Source organism: Methylocystis sp. H4A, assembly GCF_015709545.1.
Classification (GTDB): domain Bacteria; phylum Pseudomonadota; class Alphaproteobacteria; order Rhizobiales; family Beijerinckiaceae; genus Methylocystis; species Methylocystis silviterrae.
This window is the reverse complement of record NZ_JADNQY010000028.1, coordinates 58,443-76,420: the sequence shown is the minus strand read 5'-3', so window position 1 is coordinate 76,420 and position 17,978 is coordinate 58,443. Positions and strand designations below refer to the sequence as shown.

Annotated in this window: 21 protein-coding genes; 9 read left to right on the top strand and 12 right to left on the bottom strand. The window is 62.3% G+C overall.

The window, feature by feature from the left end:
• The first annotated feature begins 29 nt into the window (after positions 1–29).
• Positions 30–368 (top strand): membrane protein insertion efficiency factor YidD, encoded by a 339-nt coding sequence (gene yidD, locus IYW40_RS17050; RefSeq protein ID WP_196402197.1) that lies wholly within the window; start codon positions 30–32, stop codon positions 366–368.
• Here the strand turns inward: yidD and IYW40_RS17045 are convergent.
• From IYW40_RS17045 to IYW40_RS17020, 6 genes are all read right to left on the bottom strand, one after another.
• Positions 365–934, bottom strand: a complete 570-nt coding sequence (locus IYW40_RS17045; protein WP_124737527.1) for a L,D-transpeptidase — start codon at positions 932–934, stop codon at positions 365–367. The genes yidD and IYW40_RS17045 overlap by 4 nt on opposite strands.
• Before the next feature lie 102 nt (positions 935–1,036).
• The gene (locus IYW40_RS17040; protein WP_196401495.1) at positions 1,037–1,708 is read right to left on the bottom strand and encodes a phosphoribosyltransferase family protein; all 672 of its coding nucleotides are present in this window, start codon (positions 1,706–1,708) and stop codon (positions 1,037–1,039) included.
• 7 nt (positions 1,709–1,715) lie between these two features.
• Complete coding sequence (locus IYW40_RS17035; protein ID WP_196401494.1) at positions 1,716–2,780, bottom strand: hypothetical protein; 1,065 nt, start codon at positions 2,778–2,780, stop codon at positions 1,716–1,718.
• 15 nt (positions 2,781–2,795) lie between these two features.
• A complete protein-coding gene (locus IYW40_RS17030; RefSeq protein ID WP_196401493.1) occupies positions 2,796–4,226 on the bottom strand; it encodes an RtcB family protein in 1,431 nt (476 codons plus the stop codon).
• Positions 4,227–4,241: 15 nt separating this feature from the next.
• Complete coding sequence (locus IYW40_RS17025; RefSeq protein WP_196401492.1) at positions 4,242–4,685, bottom strand: archease; 444 nt, start codon at positions 4,683–4,685, stop codon at positions 4,242–4,244.
• A gap of 10 nt (positions 4,686–4,695) precedes the next feature.
• The gene (locus IYW40_RS17020; RefSeq protein WP_196401491.1) at positions 4,696–5,259 is read right to left on the bottom strand and encodes an HPF/RaiA family ribosome-associated protein; all 564 of its coding nucleotides are present in this window, start codon (positions 5,257–5,259) and stop codon (positions 4,696–4,698) included.
• A 148-nt stretch (positions 5,260–5,407) separates the two neighbouring features.
• On the opposite strand from IYW40_RS17020, the gene IYW40_RS17015 reads away from it, so the two are divergent.
• The 3 genes from IYW40_RS17015 to IYW40_RS17005 are packed head-to-tail and all read left to right on the top strand — an operon-like array spanning position 5,408 to position 8,510.
• A complete protein-coding gene (locus IYW40_RS17015) occupies positions 5,408–6,064 on the top strand; it encodes an alpha/beta family hydrolase (RefSeq protein WP_196401490.1) in 657 nt (218 codons plus the stop codon).
• 29 nt (positions 6,065–6,093) lie between these two features.
• A complete protein-coding gene (prs, locus tag IYW40_RS17010; RefSeq protein WP_196401489.1) occupies positions 6,094–7,614 on the top strand; it encodes a ribose-phosphate diphosphokinase in 1,521 nt (506 codons plus the stop codon).
• A 53-nt stretch (positions 7,615–7,667) separates the two neighbouring features.
• Entirely contained in the window at positions 7,668–8,510 is an 843-nt protein-coding gene (locus IYW40_RS17005; protein ID WP_196401488.1) for a GNAT family N-acetyltransferase, read from the top strand.
• Here the strand turns inward: IYW40_RS17005 and IYW40_RS17000 are convergent.
• Both IYW40_RS17000 and IYW40_RS16995 read right to left on the bottom strand, forming a co-directional pair.
• The gene (locus IYW40_RS17000; RefSeq protein WP_196401487.1) at positions 8,480–9,223 is read right to left on the bottom strand and encodes an SOS response-associated peptidase; all 744 of its coding nucleotides are present in this window, start codon (positions 9,221–9,223) and stop codon (positions 8,480–8,482) included. The two genes, IYW40_RS17005 and IYW40_RS17000, sit on opposite strands and share 31 nt — an antisense overlap.
• Positions 9,224–9,242: 19 nt before the next feature.
• A complete protein-coding gene (locus tag IYW40_RS16995) occupies positions 9,243–9,545 on the bottom strand; it encodes a hypothetical protein (protein ID WP_246720880.1) in 303 nt (100 codons plus the stop codon).
• 383 nt (positions 9,546–9,928) lie between these two features.
• Between IYW40_RS16995 and IYW40_RS16990 the strand changes: the two genes are divergently transcribed.
• From IYW40_RS16990 to IYW40_RS16980, 3 genes are read left to right on the top strand one after another with little or no spacing between them, the layout of a single operon-like run.
• Positions 9,929–10,171 carry a hypothetical protein gene (locus tag IYW40_RS16990; RefSeq protein ID WP_175093678.1) on the top strand — a complete coding sequence of 81 codons (243 nt, stop codon included), beginning with the start codon at positions 9,929–9,931 and terminating at the stop codon, positions 10,169–10,171.
• Positions 10,168–10,509, top strand: coding sequence for an antibiotic biosynthesis monooxygenase (locus tag IYW40_RS16985; RefSeq protein ID WP_196401486.1), 342 nt, complete (start codon positions 10,168–10,170; stop codon positions 10,507–10,509). The genes IYW40_RS16990 and IYW40_RS16985 overlap by 4 nt, the downstream gene beginning before the upstream one ends.
• Before the next feature lie 29 nt (positions 10,510–10,538).
• Entirely contained in the window at positions 10,539–11,096 is a 558-nt protein-coding gene (locus IYW40_RS16980; RefSeq protein ID WP_196401485.1) for a peroxiredoxin, read from the top strand.
• Here the strand turns inward: IYW40_RS16980 and IYW40_RS16975 are convergent.
• A complete protein-coding gene (locus IYW40_RS16975) occupies positions 11,080–12,018 on the bottom strand; it encodes an arginine deiminase-related protein (RefSeq protein ID WP_246720879.1) in 939 nt (312 codons plus the stop codon). The genes IYW40_RS16980 and IYW40_RS16975 overlap by 17 nt on opposite strands.
• Before the next feature lie 14 nt (positions 12,019–12,032).
• Complete coding sequence (locus tag IYW40_RS16970; RefSeq protein WP_196401483.1) at positions 12,033–13,100, bottom strand: ornithine cyclodeaminase; 1,068 nt, start codon at positions 13,098–13,100, stop codon at positions 12,033–12,035.
• A 134-nt stretch (positions 13,101–13,234) separates the two neighbouring features.
• Here IYW40_RS16970 and IYW40_RS16965 point away from each other — a divergent pair, with 134 nt between their 5' ends.
• Positions 13,235–13,651 (top strand): Lrp/AsnC family transcriptional regulator, encoded by a 417-nt coding sequence (locus tag IYW40_RS16965; protein ID WP_196401482.1) that lies wholly within the window; start codon positions 13,235–13,237, stop codon positions 13,649–13,651.
• 74 nt (positions 13,652–13,725) lie between these two features.
• On the opposite strand, the gene IYW40_RS16960 is transcribed toward IYW40_RS16965, so the two are convergent.
• A complete protein-coding gene (locus IYW40_RS16960) occupies positions 13,726–15,165 on the bottom strand; it encodes an ATP-binding protein (RefSeq protein WP_196401481.1) in 1,440 nt (479 codons plus the stop codon).
• Positions 15,162–15,881, bottom strand: a complete 720-nt coding sequence (locus tag IYW40_RS16955) for a response regulator transcription factor (protein WP_196401480.1) — start codon at positions 15,879–15,881, stop codon at positions 15,162–15,164. Before IYW40_RS16955 ends, IYW40_RS16960 begins: the two co-directional genes overlap by 4 nt.
• 386 nt (positions 15,882–16,267) lie before the next feature.
• Between IYW40_RS16955 and IYW40_RS16950 the strand changes: the two genes are divergently transcribed.
• Complete coding sequence (locus IYW40_RS16950) at positions 16,268–17,935, top strand: SulP family inorganic anion transporter (protein WP_196401479.1); 1,668 nt, start codon at positions 16,268–16,270, stop codon at positions 17,933–17,935.
• The last annotated feature ends 43 nt before the right edge of the window (positions 17,936–17,978 follow it).

Genomic DNA, 17,978 nt, shown 5'->3' with positions numbered 1-17,978 from the left:
AGATTGTGTTTGTGCCGACCCTCCTTTCCATGCTGCGATCCCTCCCCGCGCGCGCCGCGCGCGCGCTGATATTCGTCTACCGGGTCACCTTCTCGGCCTTCGCGGGACGCTTCTGCCGCTATGCGCCCACCTGCTCCGAATACGCCGACGAAGCCATCGCCAAACATGGCTTATGGGCCGGAGGCTGGATGGGGTTCGCACGGATCTGCCGCTGCCGTCCGGGCGGCGGCGCGGGGTTCGACCCCGTGCCCGAGACTCCGCGCGCCGACGCAAGCCCGCTTACGCCATGGCGCTATGGCGTTTGGCGCCAGCGCCCGGTCTGCGAAGCCGTCGAGCCCGAGGACAGAATGACCGCCGGCCGCCCCTAATTGAGCACGACGACTTTCGTCCCGACCTTAACGCGACTGTAGAGATCGACGACGTCCTTGTTGGTCATGCGGATGCAGCCCGATGACACGGCGGCGCCGATCGTGTCCGGCTCGTTGGAGCCATGAATGCGATATTGGCTTGACCCGAGGTAGAGCGCGCGCGCGCCAAGCGGATTTTCCATGCCGCCGGCCATATGGCGCGGCAAATCCGGTCTGCGCTTGAGCATCTGCGGCGGCGGACTCCAGTCCGGCCACTCGCGCTTGCGCGAAATCGTCTTCACGCCGGACCAGGTGAAGCCCATTCGGCCGACGCCGACGCCATATTCAATCGCGCGTCGATCGCCGAGCACGTAATAGAGCCGACGGTCCTTGGTCGAGATAACGACCGTGCCGCGCTTGAATTCCGGATGGCGCCAATAGACGGCCTGCCGCGGTATCGCCTGCTCGCGAAATACGTTGAGGAAGTCGGCGAGCGGACCGCGATTGATCGGGCTGTCGAACGCCTGCGCCGGGGCCGCCGTGAAGAGAAGCGCGGCAAAAATGATCGATCCGCTGTTTTGGCGCATGGTTGATCTCCCAAAAGCCGCGGAGAGAGTTTTTTGGGCGATTACGGCTGATTTCGGGTCGCCGCTATGACGAGGAAGATCCAATACGCTCCGTTCGGCCGCTCAGATCGTCGCGTTCGACGCGTCCCCGGCCTTCTTGGCGCATCGGTTGAGGATTTCGATCACTTCATCATCGCTGATCTGGCGAAAATCACGGTAGAAAAAGCCTATCGCGCCGAACGCGCGATGCGTCTCAAGACAGACAATCTCGTCGACTTCAGCGCTAAGAGACTCCAGCGTATCTGGAGGCGCGACCGGCACGGCCAGCACAAGCTTCTTCGGCGCACGCGCGCGGACGGCGCGCAGAGCCGCGCGCGTCGTCGCGCCGGTGGCGACGCCGTCGTCGACGACAATGGCGACGCGCCCTTTCGCCTCCGGTCGCTCCCGGCGGCCAAGATAGAGCTGCCGGCGCCGCTCGATCTCCTCAAGCTCGCGCGCGCACACGCTCTCAAACTCTTGTTCGCTCACATCCGCCATGGCGATCACGTCGTCATTGCGCACGATCACCGGAGCGCCGCCGTCCGCCACGGCGCCCATCGCCAGCTCCGGCTGGAAGGGCACGCCAATTTTCCTGACGAGCACGAGATCGAGAGGCGCCTTCAACAAAACCGCGATCGGCTCGGCGACGGGCGCTCCGCCGCGCGGCAGGGCGAAGACGACAACATCCTCGCCCTTGAATTTCTCAAGCTCGGCGGCAAGGCGACGTCCAGCGTCGGTTCGGTCGTAAAAGGACATGGCGCCCTCACCTCCCCATCCGATTGTCGGCGGCGAGCGCCGATTGCGCAAGATTCAGATAGTGCGTCGCCAGCGGCTCCCACTTCCTTGGCTCCCGCGGCGCATCATCGAGAAGATGCGCCACAGACTGCCGCGCGCGCAGCACCGCGCGCCAAGCCGCGTAAAGCGACACCAGGCGTCGCGGGGGTTCGCAGGAGAGTCGCTGCGCCACTTTGTCGACGAGTTCGACGCCGAGCGTGTGCGCGCCAAGCAGCGCACATTCGACGCCAAGATAGGCGAGTTCGTCGAAGGGATCGACCTGGCGCAGTTCGGCGTTGAACTCCAGACAGTCGAATATGGCGATGGGGTCGCGAAAGCAGATATGCTCCGGGCGCAAGTCGCCATGCCCGTCGACGACCTGGCCCTGAAAGACGCGCTCCTGCAACAGTGATCGGCTGGCCGCCAGTCTTGCGTCGAGAAGGTCGAGCAGAACTGGCGTGCGCCCATGGTCGAGCGCGAAATCCCGCCGCGTCAGAACGTCTCGATTCTTTTCCTGCTCGCGAAAAAACCGCAGCGCATAATCCTCGGCGCTGATCGAGGAGCGTTCCACGCCGCGATAGAACGCCGCCAAGGTGTCGCAGAGCGCGTCAATCTGCGCCGCGCTCAAGCGCTCTTCGGCGATCAGCCGATCGAGCATCGCGTCCCGCGGCAGGCGGCGCATTTCGACAAGCCAGTCGACGACGGCGCCATGGCCGCCAAGCGCCATGCGGCGCATCGGACCACAGGTCAACGGCGCGACGCCCAAATACACGTCGGCCGCGAGCCGGCGGTTGAGGCGAGCCTCTTCGCGACAATTGTGTTCGCGAGCATCGATCGTCGAGAAGTCAAGAAAAGGATAGCGCACGGGCTTCTTGAGCTTGTAGACCTTATCGCCTGCCAGAAAGACATAGGACATATGCGTTTCCAGCACGGCAACCGACGCCGGAGCGTGCGGATAGGCGCCGGGCGCACTGAGAAATCGAACCTTCTCGGCAATTGAGGGCAAGCCCGCGTCGCCGATGGCGCTCGCTCCGCTATGGGGGATCGACTCCATCGTCGCGCTGCTTTCTCAGCCCTTGACGCAGATGAGCGGCTTCAGAAAGGCGACCTTTCGCGCCAATCCTGCCGCCTCGGCGGAATCGACGACCGCGCGAACGTCCTTGTAGGCGCCAGGCGCTTCTTCAGCGACGCCGCGCAGCGACGGACTCTTGACGATGATCCCCTGTGCGCGAAGATCGTCAACGACTTGGCGTCCGCCCCAGGTCCGCGTCGCCGCATGGCGGCTCATGCGTCGGCCCGCGCCGTGACAGGCGGATGAAAACGCCTGGGGCTCGCTCGTCTTCACACCGGCGAGAACATAGGAGCCCGCGCCCATGCTGCCGCCGATCAGCACCGGCTGCCCATAAGGCCGCAGCGTCTCCGGCAAACTTTCATGGCCGGGACCGAACGCGCGCGTCGCGCCCTTGCGATGAACGAAAAGCTGGCGCGTCTCGCCGCCGATCGCATGGCGCTCGACCTTGCAGGTGTTGTGGGAAACATCAAACATGAGCGGCAAGTCTTCCTGCGCGAAAAATCTGGCGAAGACCTGTCGCGCCAGATGGCCGATGATCTCGCGATTGGCGAGCGCGCAATTGATCGCCGCGCGCATGGCGCCGAGATATTTCTGGCCGAGTTCCGATTTGATCGGCGCGCAGGCCAATTCACGATCGGGCAACTCAATCCCGTAATTTGGCGCCGACAACACCATCTCGCGCAAATATTCAGTGCCGATCTGATGGCCGAGGCCGCGCGAGCCGCAATGGATCGTCACAACGCACGCGCCCTTGACGAGGCCATATGCGGCGGCGATTTTGTCATCGAAGATTTCGGCGACGTCTTGCACCTCCAGGTAATGATTGCCCGACCCCAGCGTGCCCATTTCGCGCCGCTGGCGCTTTCGCGCATGTTCCGACACTGCGGCGGGGTCGGCGCCCGACGCGCATCCTCTCTCCTCGATGCGATCGAGATCCTCGGGCCGCCCGAAGCCGCGCTCGATCGCCCATTGCGCGCCGCCGAGCAGCATGGCGTCCATGCCCTGCGCATCGAGGGAGATCTCGCCCTCTGAGCCGACTCCGGCCGGGACATGCTCAAAGAGCGCGTCGGCGAGTTCCTGCTGAACGGAAACGACCTGCTCGCGCGTCAGATGCGTCAGATGCGTCCGTACGCCGCAGGAGACGTCGAACCCGACGCCGCCAGCGGACACCACGCCGCCTTCGTCTGCATCAAAAGCCGCAACGCCGCCGATAGGAAAGCCATAGCCCCAATGCGCGTCGGGCATGGCGTAGGAAGCGCGCACGATGCCCGGCAATTTCGCGACGTTGGTCACCTGATCGAAGACCTTGTCGTCCATTTCCGTCATGAGGTCTTCAGTCGCATAAACGATCGCCGGCACGCGCATGCCTCCGAAGGGCGCAATTCGCCACGCCGTCTCCGAGAGCTTTTCGAAACGTGAAACGTCCATCGCATCCTCCGGCGGCTAAACGTCGATGACGCACTGCGCGCACCAAAGTCCTGGCCTATCCTCGACGAAGGCAAGTTCGGTGTAGGTCGCGCCTTTCACTTCCACGGCGGGCGCATGTCGCGCGCGCGACACCGCCTCGCCGAGAGCGCGGCCCTTGAGACGATCGTTCTCGATCTTTACATGGAACGCGCCAAACACCATCCGACGCTCCGCCATTTCGTATATGAGCGCGTTAAGCCAGTCGACGAGCAGCAGGTCGAGGCTGGGCGCTTCGAGCGCAAAGTCAACCGTCTGCTCAAGCCGAACGGTCGCGAGATCGAGAATGGCCGCCATCATCGCGAGCGCGGCCTGCTCACAGGCTTCGTCTGGCGTCGCGCCATAGCCGCGCACGCCGATGTCGGCGTCATGCGGGAAATGCTCCCAGCGCCCGGTCGGGACGTGATCGCCCGCAGCGGCCATCGCCGGCAGTTCAGGCGGCGTCGCGGCCGAGCGGCGTCACGCGGCTGGCTTGCGGGCCCTCTCTGCCCTCCTCCTCGCTATAGCGAACGCGCACGCCGGGCTTCAACGCGTCAAATTCGGAACCTTCAACGCTGTTGCGATGGAAGTAGATCTCGCGACCGTCGGACGCTGCGATGAAGCCGTAGCCATCCTCGGCCACCATTTTCTTCACGACGCCCGTCGGCGCGGTCTCGTGATGTTTCACCTCGCCGCGCATGCGCCGCACCTGATCTTGCAAACGGCGTCGCGCCCGCTTGAACGCGTCATTGAGCGCGAAATCGAAATCCTGGAACCGCTCATCCTGATGGGGCGTGCGCTCGATCACGACCTCGCGCTTGTTTGGAAGGACGAGATGCAGCTTGATCTCATAGAGCCCGCCCGTGTGATGATGCGCGCCCGGACCCTTCACGACGACGCGACAGGCTGTCGCACGTCCGTAGCGATCCTCGAGCTTGTCTATCTGCCACATGATTTGTTCTTGCTGGCGGGATGACGGCTCAACGCCCTGGAAATCAATCTTCGGCTGCGTTTGCATGCGAACCTCCCTCTCAGCTGAGGCGGACGAGCGAGCGTCCTTAAGGGAATATGGCGAGGGCTGAGCGGTTTCTCCAGAAGAAGATTCATACCGCGACGCCATGTAGGACGCCATGTAGGCTGAAACGTCCAATCTGCACGAGGTCCCTATGACGCGCGACTTCACGATCGCCGACGTCGCCATCGGCCCCCATCGATTGGAGGGATCGCTGTACCTGCCTCAATCGCCACAGGGGCTCATCATTTTCGCGCATGGCAGCGGCTCCTCGCGCTTCAGTCCGCGCAACAGATATGTCGCCGAGCAGCTCGTCGCGCAGGGATTCGCCTGTTTGCTGTTCGATCTACTGACCGCCACGGAAGGCGAGCTCCGCCGCAATGTTTTCGACATTGAACTGCTCGGCGCGCGCGTCGGCGAGGCGATCGACTGGATGAGGAACAGCGATATTGCTCGCTTGCCCATCGGGCTGTTCGGCGCGAGCACGGGCGCCGCCGCCGCGCTCGTCGCCGCGGCCGACGAACCACGCGTCGCCGCCGTCGTCTCGCGCGGCGGCCGGCCAGATCTTGCAGGCGACGCGCTGCGGCGGGTTCAAGCGCCGACGTTGCTGATCGTCGGCGGACTGGACTATGGCGTGATCGAACTCAATCGCAGCGCGCAGCAGCTGCTCAGATGCCGGAACCGTCTCGACATCGTTCCCGGCGCCACCCATCTCTTCGAGGAGCCCGGCACATTGGAAAGCGCCGTCGAGCGCGCGACCAAATGGTTTGTCGACTATCTTTGCGCGAGTCGCGGCGCGGTAGACGAATAACGTCCTTGCACGGCAGAAGGTTTCAAGAAATGACGACGATGGCGCAGACCGAACCACCGCTCAAGCGGCTTTTCGACCGTCTGGACTTCGCGCCTCAGCCAAAACGACTGGAACTCGATCTCTTACATGAGCGCTGGGAGGCGGCGCGCGCTGGCGCTGTCGCGCCTCGGCGAAGCGCGATCCGCTTCGCGCCGGAAGAGCGCGACGCCGCCGAAACCTTGTTCGTTCATCAATTTGAGGGACCGGACGATGACGGCGTCCTGACCGAAGGCGCGTCGGCCGCGGCGATGTTGCTTGGCCCGTACCGGATCGGCGACAGGCTGAGCAAAGCGGGAAATCGGCGCGGCGCGGTGCGGCTGCGTCGTCTGTTCAAGGAGGTGCGGCGAACCGGCCAACCTGTGCTCGCGCAATACACCAGCGCGGAACGTGGACGCGATCGCGCCATTGTGGAAATTCTGGTGGCGCCGCTTTCGGAAGACGGGAGCACGATCGACTCGGCGCTCACCGCGATTTCGGCGCATGTTCTGGATGGCGCGCCCAGACGGGCGACGCGCGAAACAGCAGAGAGCAGCCTTGCGCTATTCGCGCTCGGCGCCAGCATATCCGTTGGCGAAGACGTCGCACAGGCGCTTGGCGCTGAACTCGCGCCGCTGGAAGACCGCGAGTTCGAAGACGGCGAATATAAGATCAGGCCGCTCGAAAATGTGCGCGGCCGCGACTGCTACATCGTCTTCACCCTGAATGGCGATCACATCGCGAGCAGCGCCGACAAGCTCTGCAAACTCCTGTTCTTCGTTGGCGCGCTGAAGGATGCGGGCGCCCAGCGCGTCACGGCCGTCACGCCCTATCTGTGCTTCGCGCGCAAGGACCGGCGCACCAAGCCCCGCGATCCGGTCACCACGCGCTATGTCGCGCAGCTGTTTGAAGCGCTTGGAACGGATCGCGTGGTCTGCGTCGACGTACACAACATCGCCGCTTTTCAGAACGCCTTTCGTTGCGAGACGGTTCACCTTGACGCTCAGGCGCTGTTTGCGCGTCATGTCGTGGCCAACATCGGGGACGGGCCTGTCGCCGTCGTCTCTCCCGATCTTGGCGGCGAGAAGCGCGCGGAGCTTTTTCGGCTGCGGCTTGAACGCATGTTGAAGCGGCCCGTGGCCAAGGCCTTCATGGATAAATACCGAAGTGAGGGCCACGTCGTTGGTGATATTTTCGCGGGCGACGTCAAGGATCGCACCGCGATCATCATCGACGACCTGATCGCCGGCGGCGGCACGGTGGCGCGCACCGCTGCGGCCTGCCGCGCGAATGGCGCGGCGCGCGTCTGGGTCGCGGCGACCCACGGCGTCTTTTCCGAAAAGGCTGCGTCCGCGCTAAAGAACGCGCCGATCGACCAGCTCATCATCACCGATTCAGTGCGGCTGCAGCCGTCCATGGCGGCCGCGCTTGGCGATCGGCTGATTGTGATCAGCGTCGCCGGTCTCCTGGCCGAGGCGATCAGACGCCTGCACGCAAATGGTTCGATCACGCAGCTTCTGGAGGACGGGCCCTAGCCGCCGGGCGCGCTTTGGTTGCGTCCTGCCGCGACTCGCGCCACAAGCCTCGCATGAACTTGGAAGACATCGTCATTCGCCGCATGTCCAAGAGCGAAGTTGATCGCGCGCTCGATTGGGCTGCGGCCGAGGGCTGGAATCCCGGACGTTATGACGCGGAGAGTTTCTACGCCGTCGATCCGAAAGGGTTCTTCATCGCCGAACGCGCGGGCGAGCCTCTGGGCTGCGTCTCCGCCGTCGCCTATGACGATTCCTTCGGCTATGTCGGGCTTTTCGTCGTTCGTCCGCCCTACCGTGGACAGGGCGTCGGCCTTCGGCTCTTGAACGTCGCGTTGCGGCATGTGCAGGGGCGCAATGTCGGGCTCGACGCCGCGATCGACCTTCAGCAGACCTATGCGCGGTACGGATTCACATTCGCCTATCGCAACATCCGTCATCGATGCGGCGGCGGCGGCGAAGCGCCTCCCGACGTGACTGAATTGGCTGAAGTCCCCTTCGACGAGATCGTGCGATATGACCAAACAGTCTTTCCGACGTCGCGACCGAATTTTCTTTCGCGCTGGATCGCTCAGCCGCAGAGCGCGGCGCTCGCCGTGGTGAAGCAAGGCCGGCTCGCCGGCTATGGCGTGCTGCGCGCGTGTCGCGACGGCTACAAGATCGGGCCGCTGTTCGCGGATGATTTACAAATCGCCGACGCACTGTTTCAAGGCTTATCCGCGCGAGCCGCGGGTGCGCCGGTGTTTCTCGATACGCCCGAAGCAAACGCCGCCGCCATCGCGCTGGCGCAACGACGCCAGATGACCGCCGTGTTCGACACGGCGCGCATGTATACGGAAGGACCGCCGCCGGGACGCATCGACCGCTGCTACGGCGTCACGACCTTCGAACTCGGGTGATTCGCTTCGCCGGACAGCGCGCCGAGGCGATCGATAAGATCAGAGGCCGTGACGCTCGGCGCAATCAGCGTCGGATCGTCGTCTGCTTCGCCCGAACGATTGACGCGCGGCGACACGATCCATTCCTGCAGAGCCTCTTCGGGCGGCGCGCGAAGCAATGCCCCGGGATCCTCGCCCGACATCCATGCATTGGCGTCGCGCCAGTCGAGGATGACCGGCATCCGGTCATGGAAGCGGCGCATCCAGCCATTCGCTGGACCGACGATGATCGTCGCGGACTCGATCTTCGCATCGCTTTCAATATCGCGACAGCTCTCGCACAAGCCGGCGAATGCGAGCGGGGCGCCGTCGGGCGCCGTGAAATAATGCGGAGTCCTGGCGCCTTTCGCCCCGGTCCATTCATAGAAGCCCGACGCCGGGATAATGCAGCGCCGAGATGCGAAGGCCGAGCGAAACATCGGTTTCTCGGCGATCGTCTCGGCGCGCGCATTGAAGGTTGCAGGCAGTTCGCGCAGCGGCTTCTTCCACCAGGAGGGCGCGAAACCCCAGCGCATCTGGACAAGCTCATGTCCCGCCGGCGTCGGTCTGATGACCTCGATCATCGTCGTCGGCGCCACATTGTAGCGCGGCTGCAGATTGCGCGGCTGTCCGATCAAATCGGCAAGCCGCTGGAGCTCCTCCCAGGAAAGATGCTGCGTGAAGCGCCCGCACATTAAGCGAGACCGTCCTGTCTCAGTAGTAGTAGTGCCGGTGACGGCGGTAATATGGGCGCGGCGCCGTCGCGGCGCCAATGATCGCGCCGCCCGCTGCACCGACCGCCGCAGTGGCGAGCGTCGGACCGGCGAGTCCGCCCGAAGCAAGCGCGCCAATGCCGGCGCCGCCCAGACCGCCGATGACGCCGCCGCCGAGAGCGCGCTCCGCGGGCGTGTAGCAGCCATAAAGCGGCATTGAGGCCGTCAGAAGCGTCGCAAGGACGAGGGCTTTCTTGACCCGGCGGGGCGTGGCGATGCTGTGCATTTTCATTCCCTTATTCATTGGTCTCGCCGCGTTGGCGCTGAAGCCAGGCCTTCGCGGCGTATTGTCGAATGAACCCAGATTTGCGCCGGAACGATGGCCCTGTCGTGAAGCCACAGGCCAGAACGATGGCCTCGAGAAGGCCCCGGTCGGCGGCGCCGATGACGACGTGCAACGCTGATGTCTTGTGTTCCTTCTAATTGGAATATTTCGCAAATAAGAACGCTTCGAACGACGCTTTCTGAAAGACTTCCGATAAGGGATCAATTGTATTGACGCAGGAAGTCGCCTGTTAAATCTTTCGAGCATACACGCGGCGCCGCTGAGACTTTCGGCATCGAACCCTCAAGCAAAGGATCAGGGCGCGCAACCCACGCGTGACGTGTCGGACCCTCAAGGAGATAATGATGTGCGAACTGGCGCGAGAGAGAAAACGCATTGACTCGATTCTCGCCGAAGCGATGAACCAAAACTCGGTTCGACTGTCGATCAATGAAGTCGAACTCGCCGGCTATGGGCTCGCGGCGCTGCGCAGCCACTATGCGCTTTCCTGTTCTGATGAATGCATGCGCAAGAGATGTGACGAATTCGCCGCGCTCGTCGCGCTGTCACGTCGTGCGCAGCAGCATGCGTGGCAGACGCCATGAAATATTCGGCAACAGGAAAGAAGGAACGCGCGATGTTCATGGCCTCGAACCAGTTCAAGGTCGTCAAGGGCTGCGAAGAAACATTCGAAACGGCTTGGCGAGAGACAAGCGTCCGGCTGCGGGAAGCGGCCGGTCTCATCGGCTTTCAATTCCATCGGGGAAAGGAGTGCGGTCCGCACGTGCTCTATTTCTCGGTGACCATGTGGGAGACGGAAGAGCGCTTCATCGATTGGCGACGCGCCGAACTCTATGGTCCGCCGAGCGGCGACACTGGACCGCGCTGCGCCTCGAGGCTGGAGGAGTTCGACGCGACTGTCTCCAGAAGCAATCCGCAATAAGCGCCGACGGCGTTTTCTAGGAGAAAGACATGTTGGGAATTGGGGACAGCATACCGCCTTTCGTTGTTACCGGCGTGAAGCCGGGATTTAACGAGATCGAGGAAAACGGCGAGACAGCCTTCGAAACGCTCTGCGAGACGAGCTTTCCAGGCATGTGGAAAATCATCTTCTTCTATCCGAAGGACTTCACTTTCGTTTGTCCGACGGAAATCGCCGCCTTCGCGCGCTTGTCGAAGGATTTCGCCGAGCGCGACGCCGTCGTTCTCGGCGGCTCGACCGACAATGAGTTCGTGAAGCTTGCTTGGCGGCGCGACCACCGCGACCTGAAGAGCTTGCCGATCTGGCAGTTCGCCGACTCGAGGGGCGATCTCATCGATGGGCTCGGCGTGCGCGCCCCTTCAGGCGTCGCCTATCGCGCCACCTTCGTCGTCGATCCCGACAATGTCATTCAACATGTCTATGCGACGAATCTCGACGTCGGCCGCGCGCCGGACGATACGCTGCGCGTGCTCGACGCCTTGCGGACCGGCGCGCTTTGCCCCTGTAGCCGGCCGGTCGGCGGAGAAACGCTTATCCCTGCGGCATGACCGTGGACGCGGCGCCCGGCAACTGCAACGTCAGACATTTCGCGGCGCCGCCCGCCTTCATGAATTCCGAGAGCGGCGTGACGACGGGCGTGAAGCCCGCGTCGATCAGGCGCGATCGAAGATCGTCGGAACAGGCGTTGAGGAAAACGCGCCCGGCGACTTCGACAGCGTTGCAGGCGAAAGAGAGCGCGTCTTTCTCGCCGACTTCGATCCGCTTCTCCACTGGCGCGATGGCACGGATCGCTTCCTGTGACGCAATATCGAAGGCCGCCGGGTAATACATCAGCCAGCCGCCGCTCAGCGGGCAGAAGCAGGTGTCGAGATGATAGAAGCGCGGATCGACGAGCTTCAGCGCGACGGCGCGCAGACCAAAGATCTTTTGAAGATGCTTGGGCGCTTCCTCGTCTGAGCGCCAGCCGTATCCGCACCAGACAATGCCCCGCGCATGATCGAGAAGCGCGTCGCCGGCGCCCTCAAAGGGAATGTTCTCCGGCCAGCGTGCGATCGAATAGCCTTGCGCTTCGAACCATTCACAAAACAGACGCTCTTCGGGCCGCCGCTCCTTGGCGTGGAATCGGCTCACGACGGCCGTGTCGCCGATCGCGAGCCCGGCATTGGCGGTGAAGACCATGTCCGGCAGGCCGGGCGTCGGCGCGACGAAAGCGATATCGCTATGCGCCGCCAGCTTGCCGCGCAAGTTCTCCCATTGCGCCTGCGCGCGCGGCAGCGCTGCTCGCCCGATCTGATTTTCCATCCACGGATTGATGATGTAGTCGACGCCGAAATAGTCCGGCGCGCACATCAGTAGCGCGCGACGAGCAGGCGCAGGCCGTGGCGGCGCAGCCTCGCGCGCGTCGCTTCGCGGCGTATCGTTCCATACAGCGGCTTCAGCGTCGAGGCTCGTCAGCGAATTCTCTGGCATTGAACGTCCGTCGATCATGCGGGCTGTCCCATCCTTACGCGAGTTGCGACGTCTTCCTGCTCCGCGTCGAGCGGATGCAGCAGTGAGAACAGATCCTTCGGGTCTGCGGGCTCAGCGATCAGCTCGATCGTGCGGCCGACGCCGGTCTCCCGCGCAAGGTCGCGCAACAGGCGCAACACCGAAAAATCCTCGATGGCAAAACCGACGCTGTCGAAGATCGTGATCGCGTCTTTGGAGGTGCGCCCTGGTCGATGACCCGCAAGAATCTCCCGCAGTTCCGTCACCGGATGCTCCGGGCCGAGTTGCTGAATTTCGCCCTCGCTGCGCGTCTGCGGCGCATATTCGACGAAGATCTCGGAACGCAGCAGCAGTTCGCGCGCAAGCTCGGTCTTGCCCGGACAATCGCCGCCGACCGCATTGATATGGGTTCCAGGCTGAACCATGTCGTCGGCAAGTATCGTGGCGAATTTCTTATCCGCCGTGATCGTCGTGATGATGTCCGCGCCGGATGCGGCGCTGCGCGCGTTGGCGCACCGAATGATCGTCAGGCCGAAGTCGGCCATGTTGCGCTCGAACTTCTCGACGGCGTAAGGGTCGACATCGAAGACGCGAAGCCGGTCGACGCCAAGAACGACGTGAAAGGCGCAGGCCTGAAACTCCGATTGGGCGCCAAGGCCGATCAGCGCCATTGTCTTGCTGTCGGGCCGCGCGAGATGCGCCGCCGCCAGCGCCGAGGTGGCGCCGGTCCGGAAGGCGGTGGCGAGCGTCATGTCGGCGATGAGCGTCGGATAGCCGGTTTCGACGTCGGCGAGGGCGCCGAAGGCGACGACGGTCTGCAGGTTGAAGTGCGTGTTGCCGGGATGACCGTTGACGAATTTAAAGGCGAAAGCCTCGCCGTCGCTCGTTGGCATCAGTTCGATGACGCCGCGCGGCGAATGGCTCGCGTAACGCGGCGACTTCTCGAACGCGTCCCAGCGCATAAAATCGTGACGCAGATAGTCGACAAGCCGCGACCAAAAGCGTCGCGCGCCCACTTCTCCAACGATGCGGGCGATATCTCGCGCGCTCAGAAACGTTACCATGCCTTCTCCCATCGATCCATGTCGGGGAGACTAGAACGCGGCGCCGCTAATCAAAATCGCCATAAACTATCGAAATGACTGTAATTTTGTAATTTCCGTCATAGATATTGACCGTTTCCACAGAGACATAGGTCATGGACGATCTCGACCACCGATTGATCGCGCTGCTGCGGACCGACGCACGCGCCTCCTTGTCCCACCTCGCAAAGGCGCTCGGCGTCTCGCGCGGGACGGTCCAGAACCGACTCGACAAGCTGATCGCGTCCGATGTGATCCTGGGCTTTACGGTTCGGCTGAAAAATCCCGCCGCCTCCGATCGCATCCGCGCGATCATGATGGTCGAAGTCTCCGGCAAGAATTCCCGTCGCGTCGCTCAGGCGCTGCGCGGACTCCCGCAGATCCACACGCTTTACAGCACCAACGGGCCTTTCGACCTCATCGCGGAAATCGAGTGCGCCAATCTCGAGGAATTCGATCGGGTGCTTTCGGGCGTGAGGATGATCGAGGGCATTGCCAGAAGCGAGACGAGCCTGCTGCTTGCGCCCGCATGAACGCGCTCCGGCTGCAGTTCGCGCGCGCCTGCGCGTGCAAGCGCGGCGGGTCAAGGCGAACCGTTCGATATCGTTCAGAAAAGCGCCGGCGCGGCCTTGGAGTCCGTGGGAAACGGCTTATCGTGCCCTTCCACCGCGCGGGGCAGACAGACACGCGCGATCAGCCCGTTGGGCTCCCGATCGATCAGCGAGACGGATCCGCCATGGTGCTCAACGAGCGAGCGCACAATCGATAGGCCGAGTCCAAATCCGCTGTGCTCGTCAAGCGTTCGTCCCGGCTGACCGCGAACGAAGGGCTCAAATGCGGTGTTCTTGCCTTCCGCTGACATTCCCGGTCCGTCGTCAACGACGTCGACCTCGATGAGCGCTCCCGGGCCTTCCGCGATGTAGATGTCCACAGTCTTCGCGTGATGCGTCGCGTTTTCGACGAGATTGGTGAAAATGCGTTGTACATCGCAAAGCGATCCGAAGACCATTTGATGACCGTCGCCATGGTAGGTCACATGATGCCCGAGGTCGCAGAACTCGTCGGCGACAGTTTGCAGAACGCTATCGAGATCGACCAGGGAACAGTCGGACGTGTCGTCTCCTTCAGCGCGCAAATACTGCAGATTCTTGAACAGCATTGCGTCCATGAGATCGACGTCGCGCATTATCCGCTGCTGAAGGCTTTGATCTGACACAAACTCCGTTTTCAGCTTCAAGCGCGTGATGATCGTTCGCAAGTCATGACTGACCGCCGCGAGCACATGGGCGCGCGCGGCGATCATCTTGCTGATGCGCGCCTGCATGCGATTCAGCGAGCGGGTCAATTCGCGAACTTCCTGAGGACCTCGCTCCGGGAGCTGCGCTTTCGTATCGACATCATTCGGAATCTGCTCAGCATATTTTGCCAGTCGTCGCAGCGGCGCCATGATCGCGTTCAGCGCCCAGAACACGAAGATCGCAGTGAATATGATGAAGGACAGGGCCGTTCGCGCGCCCTGAGTCAGGATGAACGGTTCGTCATCGGCATGCTGCCAAAGCCATCGCCATATCGAACCGGGAGATTTTTGATGCTCGGCGATTGAGACCGTCGCATAGCCGCCCTTATGCAATTCGACGGCGAGCACGCCGTAATCTCCGGGCGTTGAACTTTCGACCTCGAACACGTCTGCGCCGCCCCACAACAGCGAGTCGATGTGACGAATTTCGTTTTCAAAGGCGAGATCGCCGCCGCCGGTCGAAGATGTCGCCGCCGGAGGGCGCGCCTCCTGAATCTCGATACTGGCGTAAGGAACGGCGTGAGACAGCGCTGAAATGACATTGGCTCTCTCTGAGAGCGGAGCGACGTCCAAAGCGAGGATTATGCTCGCGATGAAATCTCCTTGGTCGACGATGTGCCGCCTACCGAACACATGGAACATGCCGATGACGATCGTTTGGAACGCCACGATCGACACGAAAATCAGCAGCGTGATTTGAACGGCCAGTTTGTTGAGCCGGAAACGCCAGGGAAGGCGAGTAGGGTTCATGCGCGCGCCACGTGAGTGGAGAAAATATAGCCCTCGGAGCGAACCGTCTGGATGAACGCGGGCTTTTTTGGATCCGCTTCTATCTTCTGTCGAAGCCGGCTGATCAGAACGTCGATGCTGCGCTCGAAGGGTCCAGTCGTCGGGCCATGCGTCATGTTGATCAGTTGCTCGCGCGTCAACACCCGATGGGGATTTTCGCACAAAGCATGCAACAGATCGAATTCGGCGCCGGTCATGGCCACCTTTATGCCGCACGGCGCGACGACCTCCCGCGCCAGCACATCGACGCGCCAGCCCGAGAAAAGATACGCTTGCCGTACGGCGCGCCCGTCGACGGCGTTCGGGTTTTCAGTTCGTCTCAGTACGGCGCGGATGCGCGCCAGCAGTTCGCGCGAATTGAACGGCTTGACGATGTAATCGTCGGCCCCGAGCTCCAGACCCAATATTTTGTCGATGTCCTCCGACTGCGCCGTCAGTATGATTATAGGGATACGTCTCTCGGATCGCACCCGCCGGCAGATCGACAAGCCGTCTTCGCCGGGAAGATTAAGATCGAGGATCAGCAGGTCATAGGCCCCGGCGCTGAACGCAGCGTCCATTGCCTGGGCGTTTGCGGCCACCTTTGCCTGAATATCGTGCGCCGCGAGATAGAGCGAGATGAATTCGCCGATTTCGGCGTCATCCTCGACGATCAGAATTGAAATGGGAGGGGTCAAAGGAGGCGCAATCGCTTTCGTTGGAGCTCGCCGGAACCTAATAATGCAATGTTTCTAGAGTGTTTCCACCACAAAAGAGCCTCCGCCCCGCGACGCTTCAGTAGCTCTGCTCTGATTTCGTCGGATTTGGGAAATGAATCAGAAACAATCTCTGTGGCCTGAAAAACTGGAGAAACACCACAGCCACTGGCCTGTCCTATGTTGCGGCCGCGCTAACCTGTCGGCGCCAAGGTTTCGACTGAGCGCGATGGCGAGGACACCCTATGAAAAGCAAAGCTCAGGCTGTCACCCACGACCTGGAAGCGGCCGCGGCAGAGGCGAGCGCCTCTCAGCGCCCCAGCTCGTCGTCGCAAGAATGGCTGGGCAAGGCCCTAGGCGAACCCGCCATGGATGAGAATCGCTCAAATTTCACAGGGACGTTTCCAACCCGGTTCACGCCGAAGACCGGCCTCGCCGGATTGGCCGAAAATTGGCGCGCCGACGTTCTGTCCGGCTTTCTGGTCTTTCTTATCGCGCTGCCGCTATGCCTTGGCATTTCGATGGCGTCGGGTTTTCCGCCCCAGGCGGGCATCATCACCGCCGTCGTCGGCGGCCTGCTGGTGTCACGAATCAATGGCTCCTTCGTCACCATCACCGGCCCGGCGGCGGGCCTCATCGTGGTCATTCTGGACTCGGTGCAGGCGCTCGGCGACGGCGACGCCAAAGCCGGCTACCACTACACCTTGGCGGCGATTGTATGCGCCAGCGTCATTCAGATGCTGATGGGCATCATGAAAGCCGGCAAGATGAGCGCCTTTTTTCCGTCCTCGGCCGTGCATGGCATGTTGGCGGCGATCGGCATCATCATTATGGCCAAGCAGATTCACGTCATGCTCGGCGTGAAGCCGGATGCGCAGTCTCTGTTTGAGACGATCGGCGCCATCCCCGCTAGCCTGCGCGACATGAATCCGGAGGTCGCCATTATTGGCGTCATTGGGCTTTTGATCCTGATCGCCTGGTCGTTGGTGAAGAGTCGCCGACTAAAAATGATCCCGGCGCCGCTCGTCGTCGTCATCATCGGCATGGCGCTCGCGCAATATTATGATCTCGACGATGAACATATCTATCTCTTCCTGCCGGACTATCCGTTTCTGCCGCATCACGAATTCACGATCGGTCCGAAATTCCTTGTCTCGATTCCGCAGAACTTCCTGTCCGGCTTCGCCTTCCCGGATTTCTCTCTGATCGGCTCCAGCATGTTCTGGCAGCAAGTCTTCGCCATCTGTCTCGTTGGCAGCCTGGAGAGCCTGCTCAGCTCGGCGGCGGTCGATAAGCTCGATCCCTATAAGCGCACCTCAGATCTCAACCGCGACCTCGCGGCGGTCGGCTTCGGCAATATCATCTGCGGCCTGATCGGCGGTCTGCCGATGATCGCGGAAATCGTCCGCAGCTCCGCCAATGTGAGTAATGGCGCGCGCACGGGGTGGGCGAATTTCTTCCACGGGTTGTTCCTGCTGACCTTCGTCGCGCTTTTCCCGAGGGTCATTCACGAGATCCCGCTTGCCTCGCTCGCGGCGCTGCTGGTGTTCACCGGCTACCGACTTGCGTCGCCGCTCGAGTTCAAGAAGACGCTGGCGATCGGCTGGGACCAGCTCACCGTTTTCGTGATTACGATCATCGGCGTGCTGGGGACCGATCTCTTGATCGGCGTCGCCATCGGCATCGCCGCCGAGTTCCTGTTCCACTTCTGGCGTAGCGTTAACTGGGGACAGGTGTTTAAGCTGCATCGCGACGTCGTGGAGCACGCGCCCGGCGTTTATCAGGTCAAGATCGGCGGCGCGGCCTTTTTCGCCAACTACCTCGCGCTCAAGGGCGATCTCGCCAAGCTCCCAAAGGGCAAGACGGTCATCTTTGATCTCTCAGACTCCTGGTGCGTCGATCATACGGTGATGGAGAACCTTCATCACTTTTGCGAGGACTATGAAGCAAACGGCGGCCACGCGGAGATTTGCGGACTGGATCAACACGTCGCGACGTCAAAGCATCCTCTCGCCCCGCGCAAGCGCAGCGTCTAGCCTGTAAAGTTCACGCAAGGCGCGACCGACCGCCGCGCCGATT